Genomic DNA, 16,257 nt, shown 5'->3' with positions numbered 1-16,257 from the left:
CCCTTAAGTCGCTCGGTTGCCGCTAATTGCGACGCCCCGCCTGCGCTGGATAGCGCGGGATATAATCAGGCCCAGGGGACGAAGGCGTGGCGGCAGGCGGCGCTGCGTTTGGTGCGGCGACCTGCCGGACGGGCGCAGCACCCTGCATGGCCAGCAATTGACCCGAACCGTCGCGCTGGAGCGGATTGGCAAATTCCACGCCCATCCGGTCGTCCTTGGCCCAGCGAACGGTGCAGGTGACAAAGAATGTCTGCGAAATCTGCAGACGAAAGATTGTGCCCACGGGAACATGCCACAGCCCTTCGATCATCGCGCCGGTCGTGGAGATGTTGCGGATGGTGCCGTCATAGCGGTTCTTGCCATGCTCCAGCACCACTTTGCGCAGCATGGTCTGGCGCGGCGCGCGTGCGGATCGCGGCCCTTTCGCCTCGGCCTGCAAGCCTTGCTGCAGTCGGGCGAGTGTCGCCTCCTTGGTCAGCGGGCGTTCGTAGATATAGCCCTGCACATGGCTGCATCCGTGGCGACGCACCAGTTCCAGCTCGTCCATCGTCTCGACGCCTTCGGCAGTGGTTTCCATCCCCAGCGCCTTGGCGAGACTGGTGATGGACGCGATGATCGCGCCGTTGCGGCTGCCCGGCTGCGTGGCACCGCGCACAAAGCTCTGGTCGATCTTGATCTTGTCGAACGGCGCCTTCTTCAGATAGCCAAGCGAGGAATAGCCGGTGCCAAAATCATCCAGCGCCAGCCGCACGCCTATGCGCTTGAGCGCCTTGAACATCGCGTCGGTGCCCTCGTCATCCGACAGGAACACGCTTTCGGTGATTTCCAGTTCCAGCTGGTCAGGCCGGATACCGGCGCGCGCAATCGCCTGCGTGACCACGGCAGGCAGTTGCGGACTGGAAAACTGCAGCGGCGACACATTCACCGCCACGCGCACTTCCGGCGGCATCCCGGCTAGATCCATGCACGCCGTGCGCAGCGCCCATTCGCCCAGCTGGGTAATCAATCCGGCATCCTCCGCCGTGCCAATGAAGCGATCGGGCGGGATCCATCCCTTGACCGGATGCTGCCAGCGCAGCAGCGCTTCAAGGCCGGTGATCTGTTCGTTGTCCACCGACACGACCGGCTGATAGAACAGTTCCAGGTCGCCCTTGGTGATGGCATCGCGCAGGTCTTCCTCCAACTGCGCCCGCGCTTCGGCCTCGGCGTGCAGGTCGTTGGAATAGAAGTGATAGCGCCCGCGCCCGCCATCCTTGGCCGCATACAGTGCCAGATCGGCATTGCGCACCAGATCATCGGCCTTTTCGCCATCTTGCGGGGCAATCGCCACGCCAATCGATGCGCCAATAATGACCCGTTGCCCTTCGATCGCGTAAGGCTGAGACAGCGCATTGATCACCTCGCGCGCCAGATCGGCCAGCATCGGTGTTTCGTGCCGGCCGGGGATGACCACCTTGAACTCGTCACCGCCCAGGCGTCCCACCTGCCCCAGCTTGCCGATGGTGCGTTCCAGCCGCTGCGCCACCTGCTTCAGCAGCGCATCGCCCGCCGGATGGCCCATCGTGTCGTTCACATGCTTGAACCGGTCGAGATCGAGCAAGAAAATAGCGCAAGCTCGGCTCGCTTCATGCGGCGAGGAGAGGATCTTTTCCAGCACCAGCGAGATGCGGAAACGGTTGGCCAGCCCGGTGAGCGAATCGAAATTGGCAAGGCGCGACACCTCCTCCTGGCTCCGCTTGCGTTCCGTAAGGTCGGTGCCCGCGCCGCGAAAGCCGATGAAATTGCTGAAGCTGTCATAAATCGGGCGGCCGCTGATCGACCACCAACGCTCGTCCCCGTCCACCGCCGCGCGCACCGCCAGTTCCTTGAACGCCGAACGGGTGGAAAGGTGGAACATCAGCGTCCGCTCGCTCGCTTCATTCGAATTGGCGAGATTGAACAAGGAGACCAGCGGACGGCCGATAAGGTCGCCGGCCTTGGTGCCCAGAATTCGCGCCACGGCATCGGACACATAGGTGATCTGCGCACGGCGGTCGGTTTCCCAGAACCAGCCCTGCCCGCCTTCCTCGTAATCGGAGAGAATATCCCGCGCACGGTTCTGCGCCCGTTCCTGTGCGGCACGGCGTCGATCCTCGCGCTCCTGCATGGCGACCTGCTCGCGCCCGGCAAAGGCCACCACGCCTAGGCCCGCCGCAAGACCGGCCAACACCCCCGGCGAGAGGTCGGACAGGCTGAAGCCGAACCACAGCAGCCACTGGCCCGCCATCAGCAAGGCGGGCTTGCGACGCAGATAGACGGCCGCCAGGGCGCCGGTCGTCGCCAGCGCGCACACCGCAATCTCCCACGCCAGTCCTGCGATGGTGACAAAGCCGCCCATACCAATGCCGAAGAGGAACAGCGGCACCAGCGGAAGGGCAAAGCTCGCGCTGCGTCCAAGCAATTCCTTGCTGCGCATACTGTCCGAAAGACCCAAGATTGTGTGCAGCCGCACCGACAGCGCAACCAGCCCCAGCGCGGCGACCAGCGCCGCCGATCCCATCGCGCCGGGCCAGCTCCATGTGAACAGGGTTGCGGTCACAACCGATGCGCCCATGACGATGACCATGGCCCAGCCATAACCGGCAGAGGGCGTTTCCACCGGGCCGACCTCGTCCAGCGGGGCAAAGGCGCGATCAGGGGCAGGCTGGCGGCGCGCCCCGTTGCGGCGATCCTTCGGCACGCCCTGCACGCCGGGCGATGGTGTCTGGGCCGGAACCCGCGTCGCAGGCACGCCAGCCGGGGCGCGCGAAAACGCGCCTTCCTGGCGTCGGTGGGATGATGGCCCGCTCATGGCCATGCAATGCCCGCTGCGCGCTTGAAAATCGGTTAACTTCTGACCGCTTTTCGACGACTTTCCGCGCCGCTGCATCTTGGCTTGAGCGGCAGACGTTCTGCTTTACTATCGGCGGGCGCCCTCAGGCGGGAAAGAGAGCAGGCATATGGCTATGCGGCACATCGCGATCATCGGTTCGGGCCCGGCCGGATATTACACCGCCGAAGCCGCGCAAAAGGCATTCGGCGAGGATGTGCGGATCGATATTTTCGATTGCCTGCCCGTGCCTTATGGCCTCATCCGCACCGGCGTTGCGCCCGATCACCAGTCGATCAAGGGCGTGGCGCGCCGGTATGAACAGGTCGCGCTGACCGACAATGTCCGCTTTGTCGGCAATGTGACCGTGGGCCGCGACATTTCGGTGGAGGAACTGCGCAGCCTGTATGACGCGGTGGTGCTCGCCACCGGCGCACCTAAAGACCGCCCGCTGGATATACCCGGCTCAGATTTGGTTAACGTTTTTGGCAGCGCGGCCTTTGTCGGCTGGTATAATGGCCACCCGCAATTCGCTTCGCTCGATCCCGACCTGTCAGGCAGGACTGCCGTGGTGATCGGCATGGGCAATGTCGCGCTGGATGTGGCGCGCATTCTGGCCAAGACCGAGGCAGAGTTTGTCGGCAGCGATATCGTGGCGCATGCGCTCGACGCCTTGCGTGCCTCTTGCTTTGAACGGATCGTGCTGTTGGGCAGGCGCGGGCCGCACCAGATCATGATGACACCCAAGGAACTGGGCGAGCTTGGCCATCTGGAACGCGCCGCCCCGCATGTGCAGCGCGGCGACCTGCCGCCCGAAGCGGAGGATGCCATTCTGGAGCCGGGCCTGCGCAAGAGCGTGGCCGTCCTGCGCCAGTTTGCCGCCATCCCCGAAGATATCCGCGGCGAAAAGCCTGTGGCCATCGAATTTGCGTTCTGCGCGCAGCCGGTTGAACTGTTGGGCAAGGATGGCCGCGTCACCGGCGTCGTGATCGAGGAGACCGAGGTGGTCAAAGGCAAGGCCGTGCCCACCGGGCGGCGCGGCACGCTGGCCGCCGATCTGGTCATCTCCTGCATCGGATACCGCAGCGTGCCCATTCCCGGCGTGCCGTTCGAGGAACGCGAGGGCCGTTTTGCCAATGATGAAGGGCGCATCCTTCCCGGCCTCTATTGTGTGGGCTGGGCCCGGCGCGGGCCTTCGGGTACAATCGGAACCAACCGCCCCGATGGCTATGGCATAGTAGAAAAGATCGCCGAGGACATGGCCGCCGGCCAATTGGGACACGGCGGCAAGCAGGGCCGCGAAGGCTTTGACGCCATTGCAAAAAGCCGCGCGCTCGACATCGTCACCTTCCGCGACTGGAAGAAGATCGAGGAAGCCGAGCAGAAGGCCGCACGCGAAGGCGCCCCGCGCGAAAAGTTCGTCGATGTGGAAGCGATGATCAGGGCCAGAACCTAACGGTTGGCCCCTTGCGTGCCCAATCGTTCAAGCACCGCCCCCCACGCGACCATTCGTTCGCCATAGCCGGTCATGTGATCGGCGCAGCGCTGGGTCACGCCTTCCATGTCCGCAGCCAACGCGTTGCCCGCCGCCATATTGTCGCCAGTGGCAATGCTGCGTCCCGTCTTGCCTTCGTAGACGCCGACGAAATAGTTGACCGCAAACAGCAGCGCCTGCGCAGTCTCCTGATCGTCAGCCAGTTCGGTGCTGAGGAATGAGGCCCAGATGGCGCATTGCCGCGCATCCTCGGCCGTGATCGTCACGCGCTCCTGCTCGCGGGCCTGCGCGACCTCAGGCGAAGCCGGAACAGCCATGAGCGACAGTGCAAAAGCCGCAAGGGCAAGGGCGCGGCGCATCAGACGCGCATTGGCATGAGGACGTAGAGCGCCGGGCTCTTTTCATCCTTGCGGATCAGCGTGGGCGCGCCGGCATCGGCCAGATGCAGTTCCACCGTGTCGCTGTCGATCTGTTGCAGGATATCCTTGAGGTATCCGGCGTTGAAGCCGATCTCCATCGGCTCGCTGCGATAATCGGCGGCCAGTTCTTCTGCCGCATTGCCGTTGTCCGGGCTGGTGACCGAAAGCGTCACCTTGTCGGCTTCCAGCGCCATCTTCACCGCGCGGGTCTTTTCGGTGGCGATGGTGGCCACGCGGTCAACGCCGGCAAAGAAGCTCTTGGGATCGAGCTTGAGCAGCTTGTCATTCGCGGTGGGGATCACGCGGCTGTAATCGGGGAATGTGCCATCGATCAGTTTGGATGTCAGCACCACCCCGCCTGCCCCGCCCAGCGTGAAGCGGATTTTCGAGGGCGAAAGGTCGATTTGCACCGCGCTGTCGAGACATTCCTCCAGCAACTTGCGGATTTCATTCACCGCCTTGCGAGGCACAATCACGTCGGGCATCCCCTCGGCGCCGTCGGGCCGGGCAATCGTGAACCGCGCAAGGCGGTGCCCATCGGTTGCGGCGGCCTTCAAAACCGGGCCGCCCATCGCGTCTTCGGCTACATGGAGGAAAATGCCGTTGAGATAATAGCGGGTTTCCTCGGTTGATATGGCAAATTTGGTGCGATCGATCAGTTCGGCCAGCGTTGCGGCTGGGATCGTGAAGCTGGTCGGAAGGTCGCCTTCCACGATCACCGGGAAATCGTCGCGCGGCAAGGTGGGCAATTGGTAGCGGGTGCGCCCGGCCTTCACCACCATGCGGTTATCCGCCGTTTCCAGGCTCACCTCGCTGCCGTCGGGCAGCTTGCGGGCAATATCAAACAGCAGATGCGCCGAAACGGTGATCGCGCCCGCGCTGTCCACCCGGTTGGCAGTGAGGCTCTCCACCACTTGCAAATCCAGGTCGGTTGCCATGATCTTCACCAGACCGTCGCCCGAAGCCTCGATCAGGACATTCGACAGGATCGGGATCGTGTTGCGCCGTTCCACGACCGACTGGACATGGGACAGGCAGCGCAGCAGCTTCGCGCGTTCGATGGTGGCCTTCATCGCGTTTACAAACCCCTCTTGATGCCCATTCGCGACACGAACGGGCCGGAATCGCCCGCAGGCGCCGGAAATTACCGTGGCAGTCTTAACCGGGGGGGCACCATGGGCAAGGATTCAGTGGCAAAACCTGTCCGCTGGCAGCGATTCCTTGGGGATAAAGGAAGGGATAATCCCTGCCCCCTCCCAAAAAGCTCAGCTCAGCATCGCCATGCCGCCGTTTACATGCAGCGTCTGCCCGGTGATGTAGCTGGCCTCCCGCGAAGCCAGAAAGGCCACAGCCGCGCCGATATCCGCGCCTTCGCCCATGCGCCCCATGGGGATTCGGGCGTTGAGCGCGTCCTTCTGTGCATCGGGCAGCACATCGGTCATCGGGGTGCGGATGAATCCGGGGGCCACGCAATTGGCGGTGATGCCGCGGCTGGCGACTTCCTGCGCAAGGCTCTTGGTCATGCCGGTAATGCCTGCCTTGGCCGCGCAGTAATTCATCTGGCCCGGATTGCCGGTGGCACCGACAATGCTGGTGATGGTGATGATGCGACCGAAACGCGCCTTCATCATCGGGCGCGTGACTGCGCGCATCAGGCGGAAGGTGCTTTCGAGGTTGACGCGGATCACAGCGTCCCATTCCTCGTCCTTCATCCGCATGGCGAGGTTATCGCGCGTAATGCCGGCATTGTTGACGAGGATATCGAGCCCTCCCAGCGTGTCGAGCGCAGCGGGCACCAGTTCCTCCACCTGCGCAGGGTCGGACAAATCGCAGGTGATTTCGACATGATCGCCGCCAAAATCCCCGATCAGCTCCTCACGAAAGGCGCGCAGCTTGGCCGCGTTGGAACCCGACAGTGCCAGCCGCGCGCCCTGCGCCGCCAGCGCGCGGGCAATCGCCGAACCAATCCCGCCAGCCGCGCCGGTGACAAGGGCATTCATTCCGGTCAGGTCGAACATCATCCAATCTCCTTCGCCAGGGCCTCGATATCGGCCATGGTCACTAGGCTGTCCTGCGTGCTGTCGGGCACGATCTTGCGGATCATTGGCCCCACCACCTTGCCGCCCAATTCAACGAAACGGGTAATGCCCGCATCGCCCATCGCCGCCATGCTTTCGCGCCAGCGCACGCGGCCGGTCACCTGCTGCACCAGCAAGTCCTGCTCTGCGGCCGGATCGGTCACCACCGCAGCGGTGACATTGGCATAGACCGGGAGACGCAGCGGCTGCACCGGGCAAGCGGACAGCGCCTCTGCCATGGCGTCGGCGGCAGGCTGCATCAGGCTGCAATGGAACGGCGCGGACACCGGCAGGATCACCCCGCGCTTGATGCCGAAATCCTTGACCATGGCCACCGCCCGCTCAATCGCGCCGATATGGCCGGAAAGCACGACCTGCCCCGGATCGTTATCATTGGCGACTTCGCACACGTCGCCTTCGGCCGCCGCATCGGCCAGCTTCTGCGCGGTATCGATATCCGCACCCAGCAGCGCGCACATTCCGCCCACGCCCACCGGCACCGCCGCCTGCATCGCCTGTCCGCGAATTTTCAGCAACCGCGCGCAATCGGCAAGGCTGAATCCGCCCACCGCCGCCAGCGCCGAATATTCGCCCAGGCTGTGCCCGGCGACCGCTTCACCCTTTTGCGTCAGCGAAACGCCAAACTCCCTCTCCAGCACGCGCACGATCGCCAGCGAATGCGCCATGATCGCGGGCTGCGCGTTTTCGGTCAGCGTCAGCGCATCTTCCGGCCCTTCGGCCATGATCGCGGACAGCTTCTGGCCCAGCGCATCGTCCACTTCCTGAAACACTTCGCGGGCGTGCGCACTGGCGGCGGCAAGCTCCACGCCCATCCCGACCTTCTGGCTGCCCTGCCCCGGAAACACGAAAGCGATCATCTGGCCTCCTCCTCCATCAATGGCCCCGCGCCTATGGCGATGCGCGCGTTCAGGCAAGACCGAAGGGGACAATCCTGTTGGCAGCGTCGTGGCCGATATCCGCGCGGCCCAGATAGGGAATGGACATGCGCTGGCACCAGAAACGCGCAATTTCCTCCTCGTCCGCGCCAAAGGGGCGATCATTTTCCGGCACATCGGATACGCGCCCCAGCCGCAGCCCGGCGATTCCGCGCAGATGCTGCGTCACATGGAAAAACAGGCGGTCCACGGCATAAAGATGCTCGGATACCTCCTCCACCAACACCACGTGGTCGGCAAGGTCAGGCATGAACTCGGTGCCCACCAGCATGGCCAGCGTCATCAGGTTGAACGCCACCGCCGGGCGATGGTCGAGGCCGCCCTCGATCCCCTGCCGGTTGCCGGAAAACCAGTCGAGCACGCGGCGCACCGCGTCCTCTCCCCCGTCGCGGCGGATATCGCCCGCCAATGGCCCGTGCACCGGGCGGCCGATGCCGTTGCGATACAGCGCGCCCAGCAGCGTGCCGCAATCGGAATAGCCGAGATAGGTCTTGCCGCCAGCCGCCTCGCGCAGGCCCGCAATGGCCTCGCCCGCAATGCGGTTGGACCCGTAGCCGCCCATCGCAAACCACACGCCGTCAACCGCCGGATCGTTCGCCACCTCCAGAAACGCCGCCAGCCGCACCTCGTCCGGCCCGGCAAAGTGGCCGCACTCAAGGAAACATTGCGGATGAAACAGCAGCTCCAGATGCGGATATTCCCGCGCCGCCAGCGCCAGCACGGCGTCTGCCCGTTCGCGCAGAAGCGGCTTTCCGGGGCAGACAAGGGCAATTCGCGTCTTCTTCATGCTGCACATCTAACATCCGCTTCACAAAGCGCCACTGCCGCAATAGGCAGGAAGCATGACTGCCATCCCTGACGAGACGCTGCTCGCTCACCCCTTCTTCTTCTGCGGGATCGGAGGGTCGGGGATGCTGCCGCTCGCCATGATCGCGCGCGGCATGGGGGCGCAGGTTTCCGGATCGGACCGCAGCCGCGATCAGGGGCGGACACCCGAAAAATTCGCCTGGCTGGAGGCGCAAGGCATAACGCTTTACCCGCAGGATGGCAGCGGCATCATCTCCGCCGATCAGGTTCTGGTTGCCAGCGCCGCGATAGAGGACTCGGTGCCCGAAGTCGCCCGCGCCCGCGCGCTTGGCTGCCCGCGGATGACCCGCGCCGACCTGCTCAGCCGCCTGTTCAACGCCGCGCACCATTCGATCGCGGTCGGCGGCACCAGCGGCAAGAGCACGGTGACCGGCATGATCGGCTGGATCATGGATCAGGCCGAACGCGATCCCACGATCATGAACGGCGCGGTGATGAAGAACTTCGTCACGCCCGAAACACCCTTCGCCAGCGCGCGGGTAGGCTACCACGGAACCTTCGTTGCCGAAGTGGATGAAAGCGACGGCTCGATCGACCTCTACAACCCCTCGGTTGCGGTGCTGCTCAATGTCAGTCTCGACCACAAGAGCATCGAGGAATTGCGCCGGCTGTTCGGCGATTTCGTGGCGCGCGCAGGCGTGGCGGCTGTCAACCTGGATGACGAGGATACGCGCTATCTGGGCGAACGCGCGAAAAAGCGCGTCACCTTCGCCATCGATCATCCCAAGGCCGATCTGGGGATCGAACCGGGCACGATTGCCGAGGACGCGCGCAGCATCCGCGCCATTCTCGTCGACCGACGCACCGATACCGCCCACGCGCTGCGCCTGCCGATGCCGGGCCGCCACAATCTGGCCAATGCGCTGGCGGCCATTGCCGGATCGGTCGCCGCCGGGGTCGATGTGCATGATGCGGCGATTGCGCTGGCCGGATTCAAGGGGCTGGCGCGGCGGTTCGACCTTGTCGGCACCAGCGCCAGCGGCATTACCGTGATCGACGATTTCGGCCACAATCCGGAAAAATGCCGCGCCACTTTGCGCACGCTGAAAAGCCAGCCGGGCCGGGTCATCGCCTTCTTCCAGCCGCACGGTTACGGCCCCTTGCGCCAGATGGGGCACGAACTGGCGCGCACTTTTGCCGCAGAGCTGGGGCCGGACGATGTGACGATCATGTGCGACCCGGTCTATTTCGGCGGCACGGTGGACCGGAGCGAAGGGACGGAGCGGATTATCGGTCTGATACGCGATGCGGGCGGTCGGGCCGAATATCTCGCATCGCGCGAGGATTGCGGCAACCGCATCGTGCAGATCGCGCAACCTGGCGACCGGATCGTGGTGATGGGCGCGCGCGACGACACCTTGAGCGAATTTGCACGACGCATCCTTGCCCGCTTGCCCTGACATCACCTTTCCTTGCCGTTAACCTTCCTCCTTCGCCCGGTCTTCAGGCCCGCGCCACCAATCTGGCAGGGCAATCCGATCAAGCGGCAGGAAAACCGATGGCCAAGACATACCGTCCCGCAGGCGTGGGGATGCTCCCGGCGGTGGCGGGCACTTACGTGCTGAGTGCCTATTTCGATGGCGAGACGGTGGATCTGGTGCGCGCCAATGTGCTGGGCTGGCAGGTCACTTCCGAACGCAGCCTTGTGCCCTTGCTGATCGATCCGCAGGCCTGCGACGCCGAGCCGTGGTACGTGCAGCACCCCGACGGGCGCGTGGAGGCGAGCGACGGGCGTTGCTGGAACGACCTACGCGATTGGCTGGCGCAGGAACGCGAAAGGCAGCGCAGTGCGCTCGCCCCGCGCACGATCAATGGCTCTGATGCGCGCCCACCTTCAGAACCTTATGCCACAGCAGCGCAATGATCACGCCCAGAAGCAGGCCGAACAGCGCAGACAAGCCCGCATAAGTCATCCAGCCCAGCACCGGCCCGATTGATCCCGTCGCCGCTTCCGCGCTGTGCTGTATATCGTGCACCAGATGCGGCAGCGCGCCCCAAACGGACGAACCACCCAGTTCCTCCATCCCGTGCAGCACGATTCCGCCGCCGACCCACAACATCGCCACCGTGCCCACCACTGACAGGGTGACGAGCACACGCGGCATGGCAAGAAGCAGCAGGCGCCCGGTTCGCCGGGCAAGCTGCGAAGGTTTGCGCACCAGATGCAACCCGGCATCGTCCATCTTCACCAGCAGGCCGACTGCGCCATAGACGACCACGGTAATCACAACCCCCACCACCGCCAACACGCCGGCGCGCGTCACCAGGTTTTCCGCCGCCACTTCGGACAGGGTGATTGCCATGATTTCTGCCGACAGGATCAGATCGGTGCGGATTGCGCCCGAAATGCGCGCCTTCTCGAATGCGGCCACATCCTCGATCGGATCGTCCAACGTGGCCCCGTGCTTTTCGCCGCCCAGCTTCTCGATCACCTTTTCCGCGCCTTCATAGGCCAGGAAACACCCGCCCAGCATCAGGATCGGGATGATCGCCTGTGGCAGAAACTCACTTAGCAGAAGCGCACCGGGAAGCAGCAGCACCAGTTTGTTGAACAGGCTGCCGCGCGCGATGCTCGCCACGATCGGCAATTCCCGGTCTGGCGTGAAGCCGGTGACATAGGATGGAGTCACGGCCGCATCGTCGATCACGACGCCTGCCGCTTTCGTCCCCGCCTTGCTTGCAGCGAGCCCGATATCGTCGGCGGATGCTGCCGCTGCGCGCGCGATGAGCGAAATGTCGTCGAGCAGAGCGACAAGGCCAGATGGCATCGAATATCCTTTTGAACGGGAAGAATCGGATAGGTCAGTTGGCCCGGTAAACCGTGATTATCACATGCGGTTCGGTCACCGAAGGGTCAAATCCCAGCGTGCCGATATAGCCGCCCTGCCCCAGCCATTCGTAACGCCCGCGCGGTGCCTCGAACACCGGGCTGGTGCGCACCGGGCGCGGCGTTCCGTCCTCGGCCGGGCGGCACAAGGCCCCCGAATTGACCACGTTGATCACCACGCCGTCATCGGTGCGCAGGAAATAATCGGCGATGATCTGCGTGCAGCCATCGGGCCGGTCAAGTTGCCAGTCCCACCCCATCGGCAGGATCTCGCCGCGCATGGTCGGCCCTTCGAATGTGCCCCCGTTGATCGGGATGATGCGCCGCATGCCCAGCGCGGTTTCGCCCACCGGGATCATTTGCCCCAGTTTGACAACCGAGCGGTAGAGCAGTTCCAGCCCCGGTTCTGCCTCAGGAGGCGGTGCGTCCTGCGCGGCGGCGGTGACCGGAACAATAAGCCCAAGGGCGGCGGCAAGCAAACGTTTCATTCGACAGATTCCCCTCTCCGATTACCAACCTGCATAGCGACACTTGCATTGCCGGGCAATTCGTCTATGTGCGCCACTTCCGCGGGGCCGGCAACGACGGTTGATGGTTCCGTGGAAACCGGCGTTTGCCGGCATATCGAAGAAAGCCGGAGGGGCGCGCACGGAATTCGCCGTGCCAATGCCAGCGATCGGCACAAGAGTGAAAGGAAGCGTGACATGGCTCTTTACGAGCACGTGTTTCTCGCGCGTCAGGATTTGAGCCAGGCTCAGGTCGATGCGCTGGCTGCCAATGCCACACAGATTGTGGAAGGCATGGGCGGCAAGGTCACCAAGACCGAAACCTGGGGCCTGAAGTCTCTCGCCTACAAGATCGACCGTAACCGGAAGGCGCATTATGTGCTGCTCAACATCGAAGGCCCCGGCAATCTGGTGGCCGAGCTTGAGCGCCAGAACCGCATCAACGAAGACATCCTGCGCTGGCTGACCATTGCGGTTGACAAGCACGAGGAAGGCCCGTCGGCCATGATGCGCAAGAACGACCGCGACCGCAAGCGCCGCGAACCGCGTGAGGAGCGCTTCTGATGGCCCGTCCGTTTTTCCGCCGCCGCAAGTCCTGCCCGTTCGCGGCCAAGGACGCCCCCGCGATCGATTACAAGGATGTGCGCCTGCTGCAGGGCTTCATGTCCGAACGCGGCAAGATCGTGCCGAGCCGCATCACCGCCGTTTCTGCCAAGAAGCAGCGTGAACTGGCCCGCGCCATCAAGCGCGCCCGCCATCTGGGCCTGCTGCCCTACATCGTGAAGTGAGGGGAGACTGAGTCATGGAAATCATCCTCCTCGAACGCATCGAGAATCTTGGCACCATTGGCGATGTCGTCAATGTGAAGGACGGCTATGCGCGCAACTTCCTGCTGCCGCAGAAGAAGGCGCTGCGCGCCAACGAAGCCAACCGCCGCGTTTTCGAAGCCAACCGCGAACGCCTCGAAAAGGAAAATGCCGACCGCCGCGCCGCCGCTGAAAAGCAGGCGGAAACGGTTGCCGGTGCCGAGATCGTGCTGATCCGCGCCTCGTCCAATTCGGGCCAGCTCTACGGTTCGGTCAACGTCCGCGACGTGGCCGAAGCGCTGGTTGCGCAGGGCCACAAGGTCGACAAGCGCCAGGTCATCATGGGCGCACCCATCAAGACGCTGGGCGTGTTCAACGTGACCGTTGCGCTTCACCCCGAAGTGCAGGTGACGGTGAAGGCCAATGTCGCCCGTTCGGACGACGAAGCCGAACTGCAGCGTCAGGGTGTCGACGTGATCGGCAACCTCGCCGCCGAAGACCGCGCCGAGAGCGAAGGCTTCACCGAAGAATTGGACCCCAACCGCGAACTGGGCGAACTGCCCCCCGCGGACGAAGAGGAAGCGGCGGGCGAATAAGCGTGCCTCGCCCTTTTACGGGTTCGACGAAAACAGGGCGCCTCCCAACCAGGACGGCGCCCTTTTTCTTGGGCTCAGCCTTGCTGCAGAAACTCCACGATCCCCGCACCCATTTCGGGCATGGTCACGCTCGACATATGCGTGCCGGGGATCAGGCGGAGCTGCGCATCGGGCAAGGCTGCCGCCAGATCAGCGGGAGAGCCATTGTCGCGGTCGTCCTCGCCGCACAGAACCAGCGTGGGCATGGTGATGCGGGCAAGGTCGGCCCTGTCCATATCGCTTTCCGCTTCGAGCAAGAGCCGCGCGGCAACCGTATCCACCTTCATCGTTTTCATGAAGGATACCGCCATGAACGCCGGGTCGCCGCGCTTCACCTCGTCAAACCGGTCGATCGCATCGATGAAAAAGGCCGAACGGCGGTGCCAGTTGTCGAGGCTTTCCAGACCCATCCCCGCCAGCACCAGGCGGCGGGGAGCAAGACCCGCCATCACCGCCGCCGCCGCCGTGCGCGCGCCGAGCGAGAAGCCGACCAGATCGAAATCCTCAAGCCCCAGTGCGCCTGCCAGATGCCGGCAATCGCGCACCAGCACATCCGCCGGATAGGCATCGGGATCATGCGGCGCGGCGCTTTGCCCATGGGCGCGCAGATCGGGCATGATTGCCTCAAAACCGGCATCGGCCAGCGCCTGCGCATGGCCGAACTTGATCCAGTTCATATGCGCGCTGGAAAACAGCCCGTGCAGCAGCAGCACGGGCCTGCCGCTGCCGGTCCGGTGCACGGCAAGCGGCGTGCCATCAAAGCTGGCGATGTGGCTGGTGGTGATCTCAAACACGCGCAGATGGCTCCATTGCAGTTGCGGAGCCACCCAAACAGCACTTCAGCCGCCGCGCAAGGCGTTTAGCCGGTCGCCGCCTCGCTCCACTGGTCAAACGCTTCCAGCGCCTGCGCAGCATACATGGCGGACGGCCCCGCGCCCATATAGATGGCAAGGCCCACCGTCTCGGCCATTTCCTCGCGCGTGGCGCCGGCGCGCTGCGCGGCGGCGACATGATAGGTGATGCAGGGATCGCAGCGAACAGCGACCGAAATCGCCACCGCAAGCAATTCCTTGGTCTTGGTGTCGAGCGCGCCCGCTTCCAGCACCGCGCCGCTCATTTCGCGGAACGCCTTCATCGCGCCCGGAGCGCTCTTGTGCAGTTCACCAATCGCGGGGTTCAGTGCGCGGGCCATGCCCGGCCAGTCTTTGAAATTGCTTTTCGCCATCATGCGGCTCCTTTCCCTGCCAGCCCTAAGGCACTGGCAGGGAAAGACATTGCGCCGCATCAAAGGGTAATCGGCAAATCAGCCCTTCTTGAGGTGGCGGCGGCCCAGCAGCTCGGCAATCTGCACCGCATTGAGCGCGGCGCCCTTGCGCAGGTTATCGGATACGCACCACAGCACGAGGCCGTTATCGACCGTGGGATCCTCGCGCACACGGCTGACGAAGGTGGCGTAATCGCCCGCGCATTCCACGGGGGTGACGTATCCGCCGTCCTCGCGCTTATCGATCAGCATGATGCCGGGCGCCTCGCGCAGCAGGTCCTGCGCCTGCTTGGCCGAAATTTCGTTCTCGAACTCGATGCTGATCGCTTCGGAATGGCCGACAAACACCGGCACGCGCACGCAGGTCGCCTGCACCTTGACCTTGGGATCGAGGATCTTCTTGGTCTCGACCACCATCTTCCATTCTTCCTTGGTGAAACCGTCATCCAGGAAGGTGTCGATATGCGGGATCACGTTGAAGGCGATCTGTTTGGTGAACTTCTTCGGTTCCACCGGGTCGCCCACGAAAATGGCGCGGCTCTGTTCGAACAATTCGTCCATGCCCGCCTTGCCCGCGCCGGAAACCGACTGGTAGGTCGAGACGACAACGCGCTTGATCGTGGCGGCATCGTGCAGGGGCTTCAATGCCACCACCATCTGCGCGGTCGAACAGTTGGGATTGGCAATGATGTTCTTCTTTGTGTAATCGTCGATCGCGTCCGGGTTCACTTCGGGCACGATCAGCGGCACATCGGGGTCCATGCGGTAGAGCGAGGAATTGTCGATCACCACGCAGCCCGCGGCCGCCGCCTTGGGGGCGTAGATCTTGGTCGCTTCGCTGCCCACGGCGAACAGCGCGATGTCCCATCCGGCGAAGTCGAAATGCTCCAGATTCTGGCATTTCAGCATCTTGCCGGTGTCGCCCAGTTCCACTTCGGAGCCGACGCTGCGCGAGGACGCGACGGCCGCCACCTCGTCCATCGGAAACTCGCGCTCTGCCAGTATGGCGAGCATTTCGCGCCCGACATTGCCCGTGGCGCCCACTACTGCAACACGATAACCCACAAAATCCTCCATCAAATCAGTGATGCGCATGGAAAAGGGGCGCTCCCGACCAGACTGTCAGGGCGCCCCTTCTCACCGATACAAATTGGTTGTTTCGAGAAGACGGCCCTTACTGGCCGGTAATCTCCCGGCGCTCGGCAATGCGAGCGCGTTTGCCGGTGCGGCCGCGCAGATAATACAGCTTCGCACGACGCACCACGCCGCGGCGCACCACGGTGATCGAATCGATATTGGGCGAATAGAGCGGGAACACGCGCTCCACACCTTCGCCGAAGCTGATCTTGCGGACGGTGAAATTGCTGTTGATCGAGCGGTTCGAGCGGGCAATCACCACGCCTTCGAACATCTGCACGCGGCTGCGCGTGCCTTCCACCACCTTCACACCCACGCGCACCGTGTCGCCTGCGCGGAAATCGGGGATGTCCTTGCCTTCTACCAGAGCGCCGATGGCTTCGGCTTCCAGTTCCTGAATCAGACCCATGGTCGTCAGT

18 protein-coding genes are annotated in these 16,257 nt (G+C 63.8%); 6 read left to right on the top strand and 12 right to left on the bottom strand.

Annotation, left to right across the window (positions count from 1 at the left end; translation table 11 throughout):
• Positions 1-22: 22 nt before the first annotated feature.
• Positions 23-2,830: an EAL domain-containing protein gene (locus WFP39_RS11180; protein WP_336919682.1), complete on the bottom strand. Its 2,808-nt coding sequence runs from the start codon at positions 2,828-2,830 to the stop codon at positions 23-25.
• 154 nt (positions 2,831-2,984) lie between these two features.
• On the opposite strand from WFP39_RS11180, the gene WFP39_RS11175 reads away from it, so the two are divergent.
• Positions 2,985-4,304: an FAD-dependent oxidoreductase gene (locus tag WFP39_RS11175; RefSeq protein WP_336919702.1), complete on the top strand. Its 1,320-nt coding sequence runs from the start codon at positions 2,985-2,987 to the stop codon at positions 4,302-4,304.
• Here the strand turns inward: WFP39_RS11175 and WFP39_RS11170 are convergent.
• The 5 genes from WFP39_RS11170 to WFP39_RS11150 all read right to left on the bottom strand — a co-directional run bounded on the left by WFP39_RS11170 (position 4,301) and on the right by WFP39_RS11150 (position 8,583).
• On the bottom strand, positions 4,301-4,660 hold the full coding sequence (locus WFP39_RS11170; RefSeq protein ID WP_336919680.1) for a hypothetical protein: 360 nt from the start codon (positions 4,658-4,660) through the stop codon (positions 4,301-4,303). The genes WFP39_RS11175 and WFP39_RS11170 overlap by 4 nt on opposite strands.
• 41 nt (positions 4,661-4,701) lie before the next feature.
• Positions 4,702-5,835 (bottom strand): DNA polymerase III subunit beta, encoded by a 1,134-nt coding sequence (dnaN, locus tag WFP39_RS11165; RefSeq protein WP_336919679.1) that lies wholly within the window; start codon positions 5,833-5,835, stop codon positions 4,702-4,704.
• 192 nt (positions 5,836-6,027) lie between these two features.
• Positions 6,028-6,780: a 3-oxoacyl-[acyl-carrier-protein] reductase gene (gene fabG / locus WFP39_RS11160; protein WP_336919701.1), complete on the bottom strand. Its 753-nt coding sequence runs from the start codon at positions 6,778-6,780 to the stop codon at positions 6,028-6,030.
• Positions 6,780-7,718, bottom strand: coding sequence for an ACP S-malonyltransferase (gene fabD, locus WFP39_RS11155; RefSeq protein ID WP_336919677.1), 939 nt, complete (start codon positions 7,716-7,718; stop codon positions 6,780-6,782). Before fabD ends, fabG begins: the two co-directional genes overlap by 1 nt.
• A 49-nt stretch (positions 7,719-7,767) precedes the next feature.
• Positions 7,768-8,583, bottom strand: a complete 816-nt coding sequence (locus WFP39_RS11150; protein ID WP_336919676.1) for an LD-carboxypeptidase — start codon at positions 8,581-8,583, stop codon at positions 7,768-7,770.
• A gap of 55 nt (positions 8,584-8,638) precedes the next feature.
• Between WFP39_RS11150 and WFP39_RS11145 the strand changes: the two genes are divergently transcribed.
• Complete coding sequence (locus WFP39_RS11145; RefSeq protein ID WP_336919675.1) at positions 8,639-10,063, top strand: glutamate ligase domain-containing protein; 1,425 nt, start codon at positions 8,639-8,641, stop codon at positions 10,061-10,063.
• A 98-nt stretch (positions 10,064-10,161) separates the two neighbouring features.
• Positions 10,162-10,527: a hypothetical protein gene (locus tag WFP39_RS11140; protein WP_336919673.1), complete on the top strand. Its 366-nt coding sequence runs from the start codon at positions 10,162-10,164 to the stop codon at positions 10,525-10,527.
• Here the strand turns inward: WFP39_RS11140 and WFP39_RS11135 are convergent.
• Complete coding sequence (locus WFP39_RS11135; RefSeq protein WP_336919672.1) at positions 10,472-11,431, bottom strand: DUF808 domain-containing protein; 960 nt, start codon at positions 11,429-11,431, stop codon at positions 10,472-10,474. The genes WFP39_RS11140 and WFP39_RS11135 overlap by 56 nt on opposite strands.
• 34 nt (positions 11,432-11,465) lie before the next feature.
• Positions 11,466-11,978, bottom strand: coding sequence for a DUF3237 domain-containing protein (locus tag WFP39_RS11130; protein WP_336919671.1), 513 nt, complete (start codon positions 11,976-11,978; stop codon positions 11,466-11,468).
• Positions 11,979-12,194: 216 nt separating this feature from the next.
• On the opposite strand from WFP39_RS11130, the gene rpsF reads away from it, so the two are divergent.
• Genes rpsF through rplI form a run of 3 tightly spaced genes read left to right on the top strand, consistent with a single transcriptional unit; the run spans position 12,195 to position 13,398 of the window.
• The gene (gene rpsF, locus WFP39_RS11125; RefSeq protein ID WP_336919669.1) at positions 12,195-12,560 is read left to right on the top strand and encodes a 30S ribosomal protein S6; all 366 of its coding nucleotides are present in this window, start codon (positions 12,195-12,197) and stop codon (positions 12,558-12,560) included.
• Positions 12,560-12,784: a 30S ribosomal protein S18 gene (gene rpsR / locus WFP39_RS11120; RefSeq protein WP_336919668.1), complete on the top strand. Its 225-nt coding sequence runs from the start codon at positions 12,560-12,562 to the stop codon at positions 12,782-12,784. The genes rpsF and rpsR overlap by 1 nt, the downstream gene beginning before the upstream one ends.
• A gap of 14 nt (positions 12,785-12,798) precedes the next feature.
• Positions 12,799-13,398, top strand: coding sequence for a 50S ribosomal protein L9 (rplI, locus tag WFP39_RS11115; protein WP_336919666.1), 600 nt, complete (start codon positions 12,799-12,801; stop codon positions 13,396-13,398).
• Positions 13,399-13,472: 74 nt separating this feature from the next.
• Here the strand turns inward: rplI and WFP39_RS11110 are convergent, their stop codons facing one another.
• The 4 genes from WFP39_RS11110 to rplS form a co-directional block, all read right to left on the bottom strand.
• On the bottom strand, positions 13,473-14,264 hold the full coding sequence (locus tag WFP39_RS11110) for an alpha/beta fold hydrolase (protein WP_377923273.1): 792 nt from the start codon (positions 14,262-14,264) through the stop codon (positions 13,473-13,475).
• Positions 14,265-14,296: 32 nt separating this feature from the next.
• The gene (locus tag WFP39_RS11105) at positions 14,297-14,665 is read right to left on the bottom strand and encodes a carboxymuconolactone decarboxylase family protein (RefSeq protein ID WP_336919665.1); all 369 of its coding nucleotides are present in this window, start codon (positions 14,663-14,665) and stop codon (positions 14,297-14,299) included.
• Positions 14,666-14,740: 75 nt separating this feature from the next.
• On the bottom strand, positions 14,741-15,766 hold the full coding sequence (locus tag WFP39_RS11100; RefSeq protein ID WP_336919697.1) for an aspartate-semialdehyde dehydrogenase: 1,026 nt from the start codon (positions 15,764-15,766) through the stop codon (positions 14,741-14,743).
• A gap of 109 nt (positions 15,767-15,875) precedes the next feature.
• Complete coding sequence (gene rplS / locus WFP39_RS11095) at positions 15,876-16,247, bottom strand: 50S ribosomal protein L19 (RefSeq protein ID WP_336919663.1); 372 nt, start codon at positions 16,245-16,247, stop codon at positions 15,876-15,878.
• Between the last annotated feature and the right edge of the window lie 10 nt (positions 16,248-16,257).

This window comes from Alteraurantiacibacter lauratis, assembly GCF_037154155.1.
Taxonomy (GTDB): Bacteria; Pseudomonadota; Alphaproteobacteria; order Sphingomonadales; family Sphingomonadaceae; genus Alteraurantiacibacter; species Alteraurantiacibacter lauratis.
The sequence above is the reverse complement of the archived record's forward strand: the minus strand, read 5'-3'. Positions and strand labels throughout refer to the sequence as shown.

Bases quoted from the DNA above. Each gene is read 5' to 3' on its own strand.
- WFP39_RS11180 (WP_336919682.1), bottom strand. From the start codon at position 2,830: ATGAGCGGGCCATCATCCCACCGACGCCAGGAAGGCGCGTTTTCGCGC.
- WFP39_RS11175 (WP_336919702.1), top strand. From the start codon at position 2,985: ATGCGGCACATCGCGATCATCGGTTCGGGCCCGGCCGGATATTACACC.
- WFP39_RS11170 (WP_336919680.1), bottom strand. From the start codon at position 4,660: ATGGCTGTTCCGGCTTCGCCTGAGGTCGCGCAGGCCCGCGAGCAGGAG.
- dnaN (WP_336919679.1), bottom strand. From the start codon at position 5,835: ATGAAGGCCACCATCGAACGCGCGAAGCTGCTGCGCTGCCTGTCCCAT.
- fabG (WP_336919701.1), bottom strand. From the start codon at position 6,780: ATGTTCGACCTGACCGGAATGAATGCCCTTGTCACCGGCGCGGCTGGC.
- fabD (WP_336919677.1), bottom strand. From the start codon at position 7,718: ATGATCGCTTTCGTGTTTCCGGGGCAGGGCAGCCAGAAGGTCGGGATG.
- WFP39_RS11150 (WP_336919676.1), bottom strand. From the start codon at position 8,583: ATGAAGAAGACGCGAATTGCCCTTGTCTGCCCCGGAAAGCCGCTTCTG.
- WFP39_RS11145 (WP_336919675.1), top strand. From the start codon at position 8,639: ATGACTGCCATCCCTGACGAGACGCTGCTCGCTCACCCCTTCTTCTTC.
- WFP39_RS11140 (WP_336919673.1), top strand. From the start codon at position 10,162: ATGGCCAAGACATACCGTCCCGCAGGCGTGGGGATGCTCCCGGCGGTG.
- WFP39_RS11135 (WP_336919672.1), bottom strand. From the start codon at position 11,431: ATGCCATCTGGCCTTGTCGCTCTGCTCGACGACATTTCGCTCATCGCG.
- WFP39_RS11130 (WP_336919671.1), bottom strand. From the start codon at position 11,978: ATGAAACGTTTGCTTGCCGCCGCCCTTGGGCTTATTGTTCCGGTCACC.
- rpsF (WP_336919669.1), top strand. From the start codon at position 12,195: ATGGCTCTTTACGAGCACGTGTTTCTCGCGCGTCAGGATTTGAGCCAG.
- rpsR (WP_336919668.1), top strand. From the start codon at position 12,560: ATGGCCCGTCCGTTTTTCCGCCGCCGCAAGTCCTGCCCGTTCGCGGCC.
- rplI (WP_336919666.1), top strand. From the start codon at position 12,799: ATGGAAATCATCCTCCTCGAACGCATCGAGAATCTTGGCACCATTGGC.
- WFP39_RS11105 (WP_336919665.1), bottom strand. From the start codon at position 14,665: ATGATGGCGAAAAGCAATTTCAAAGACTGGCCGGGCATGGCCCGCGCA.
- rplS (WP_336919663.1), bottom strand. From the start codon at position 16,247: ATGGGTCTGATTCAGGAACTGGAAGCCGAAGCCATCGGCGCTCTGGTA.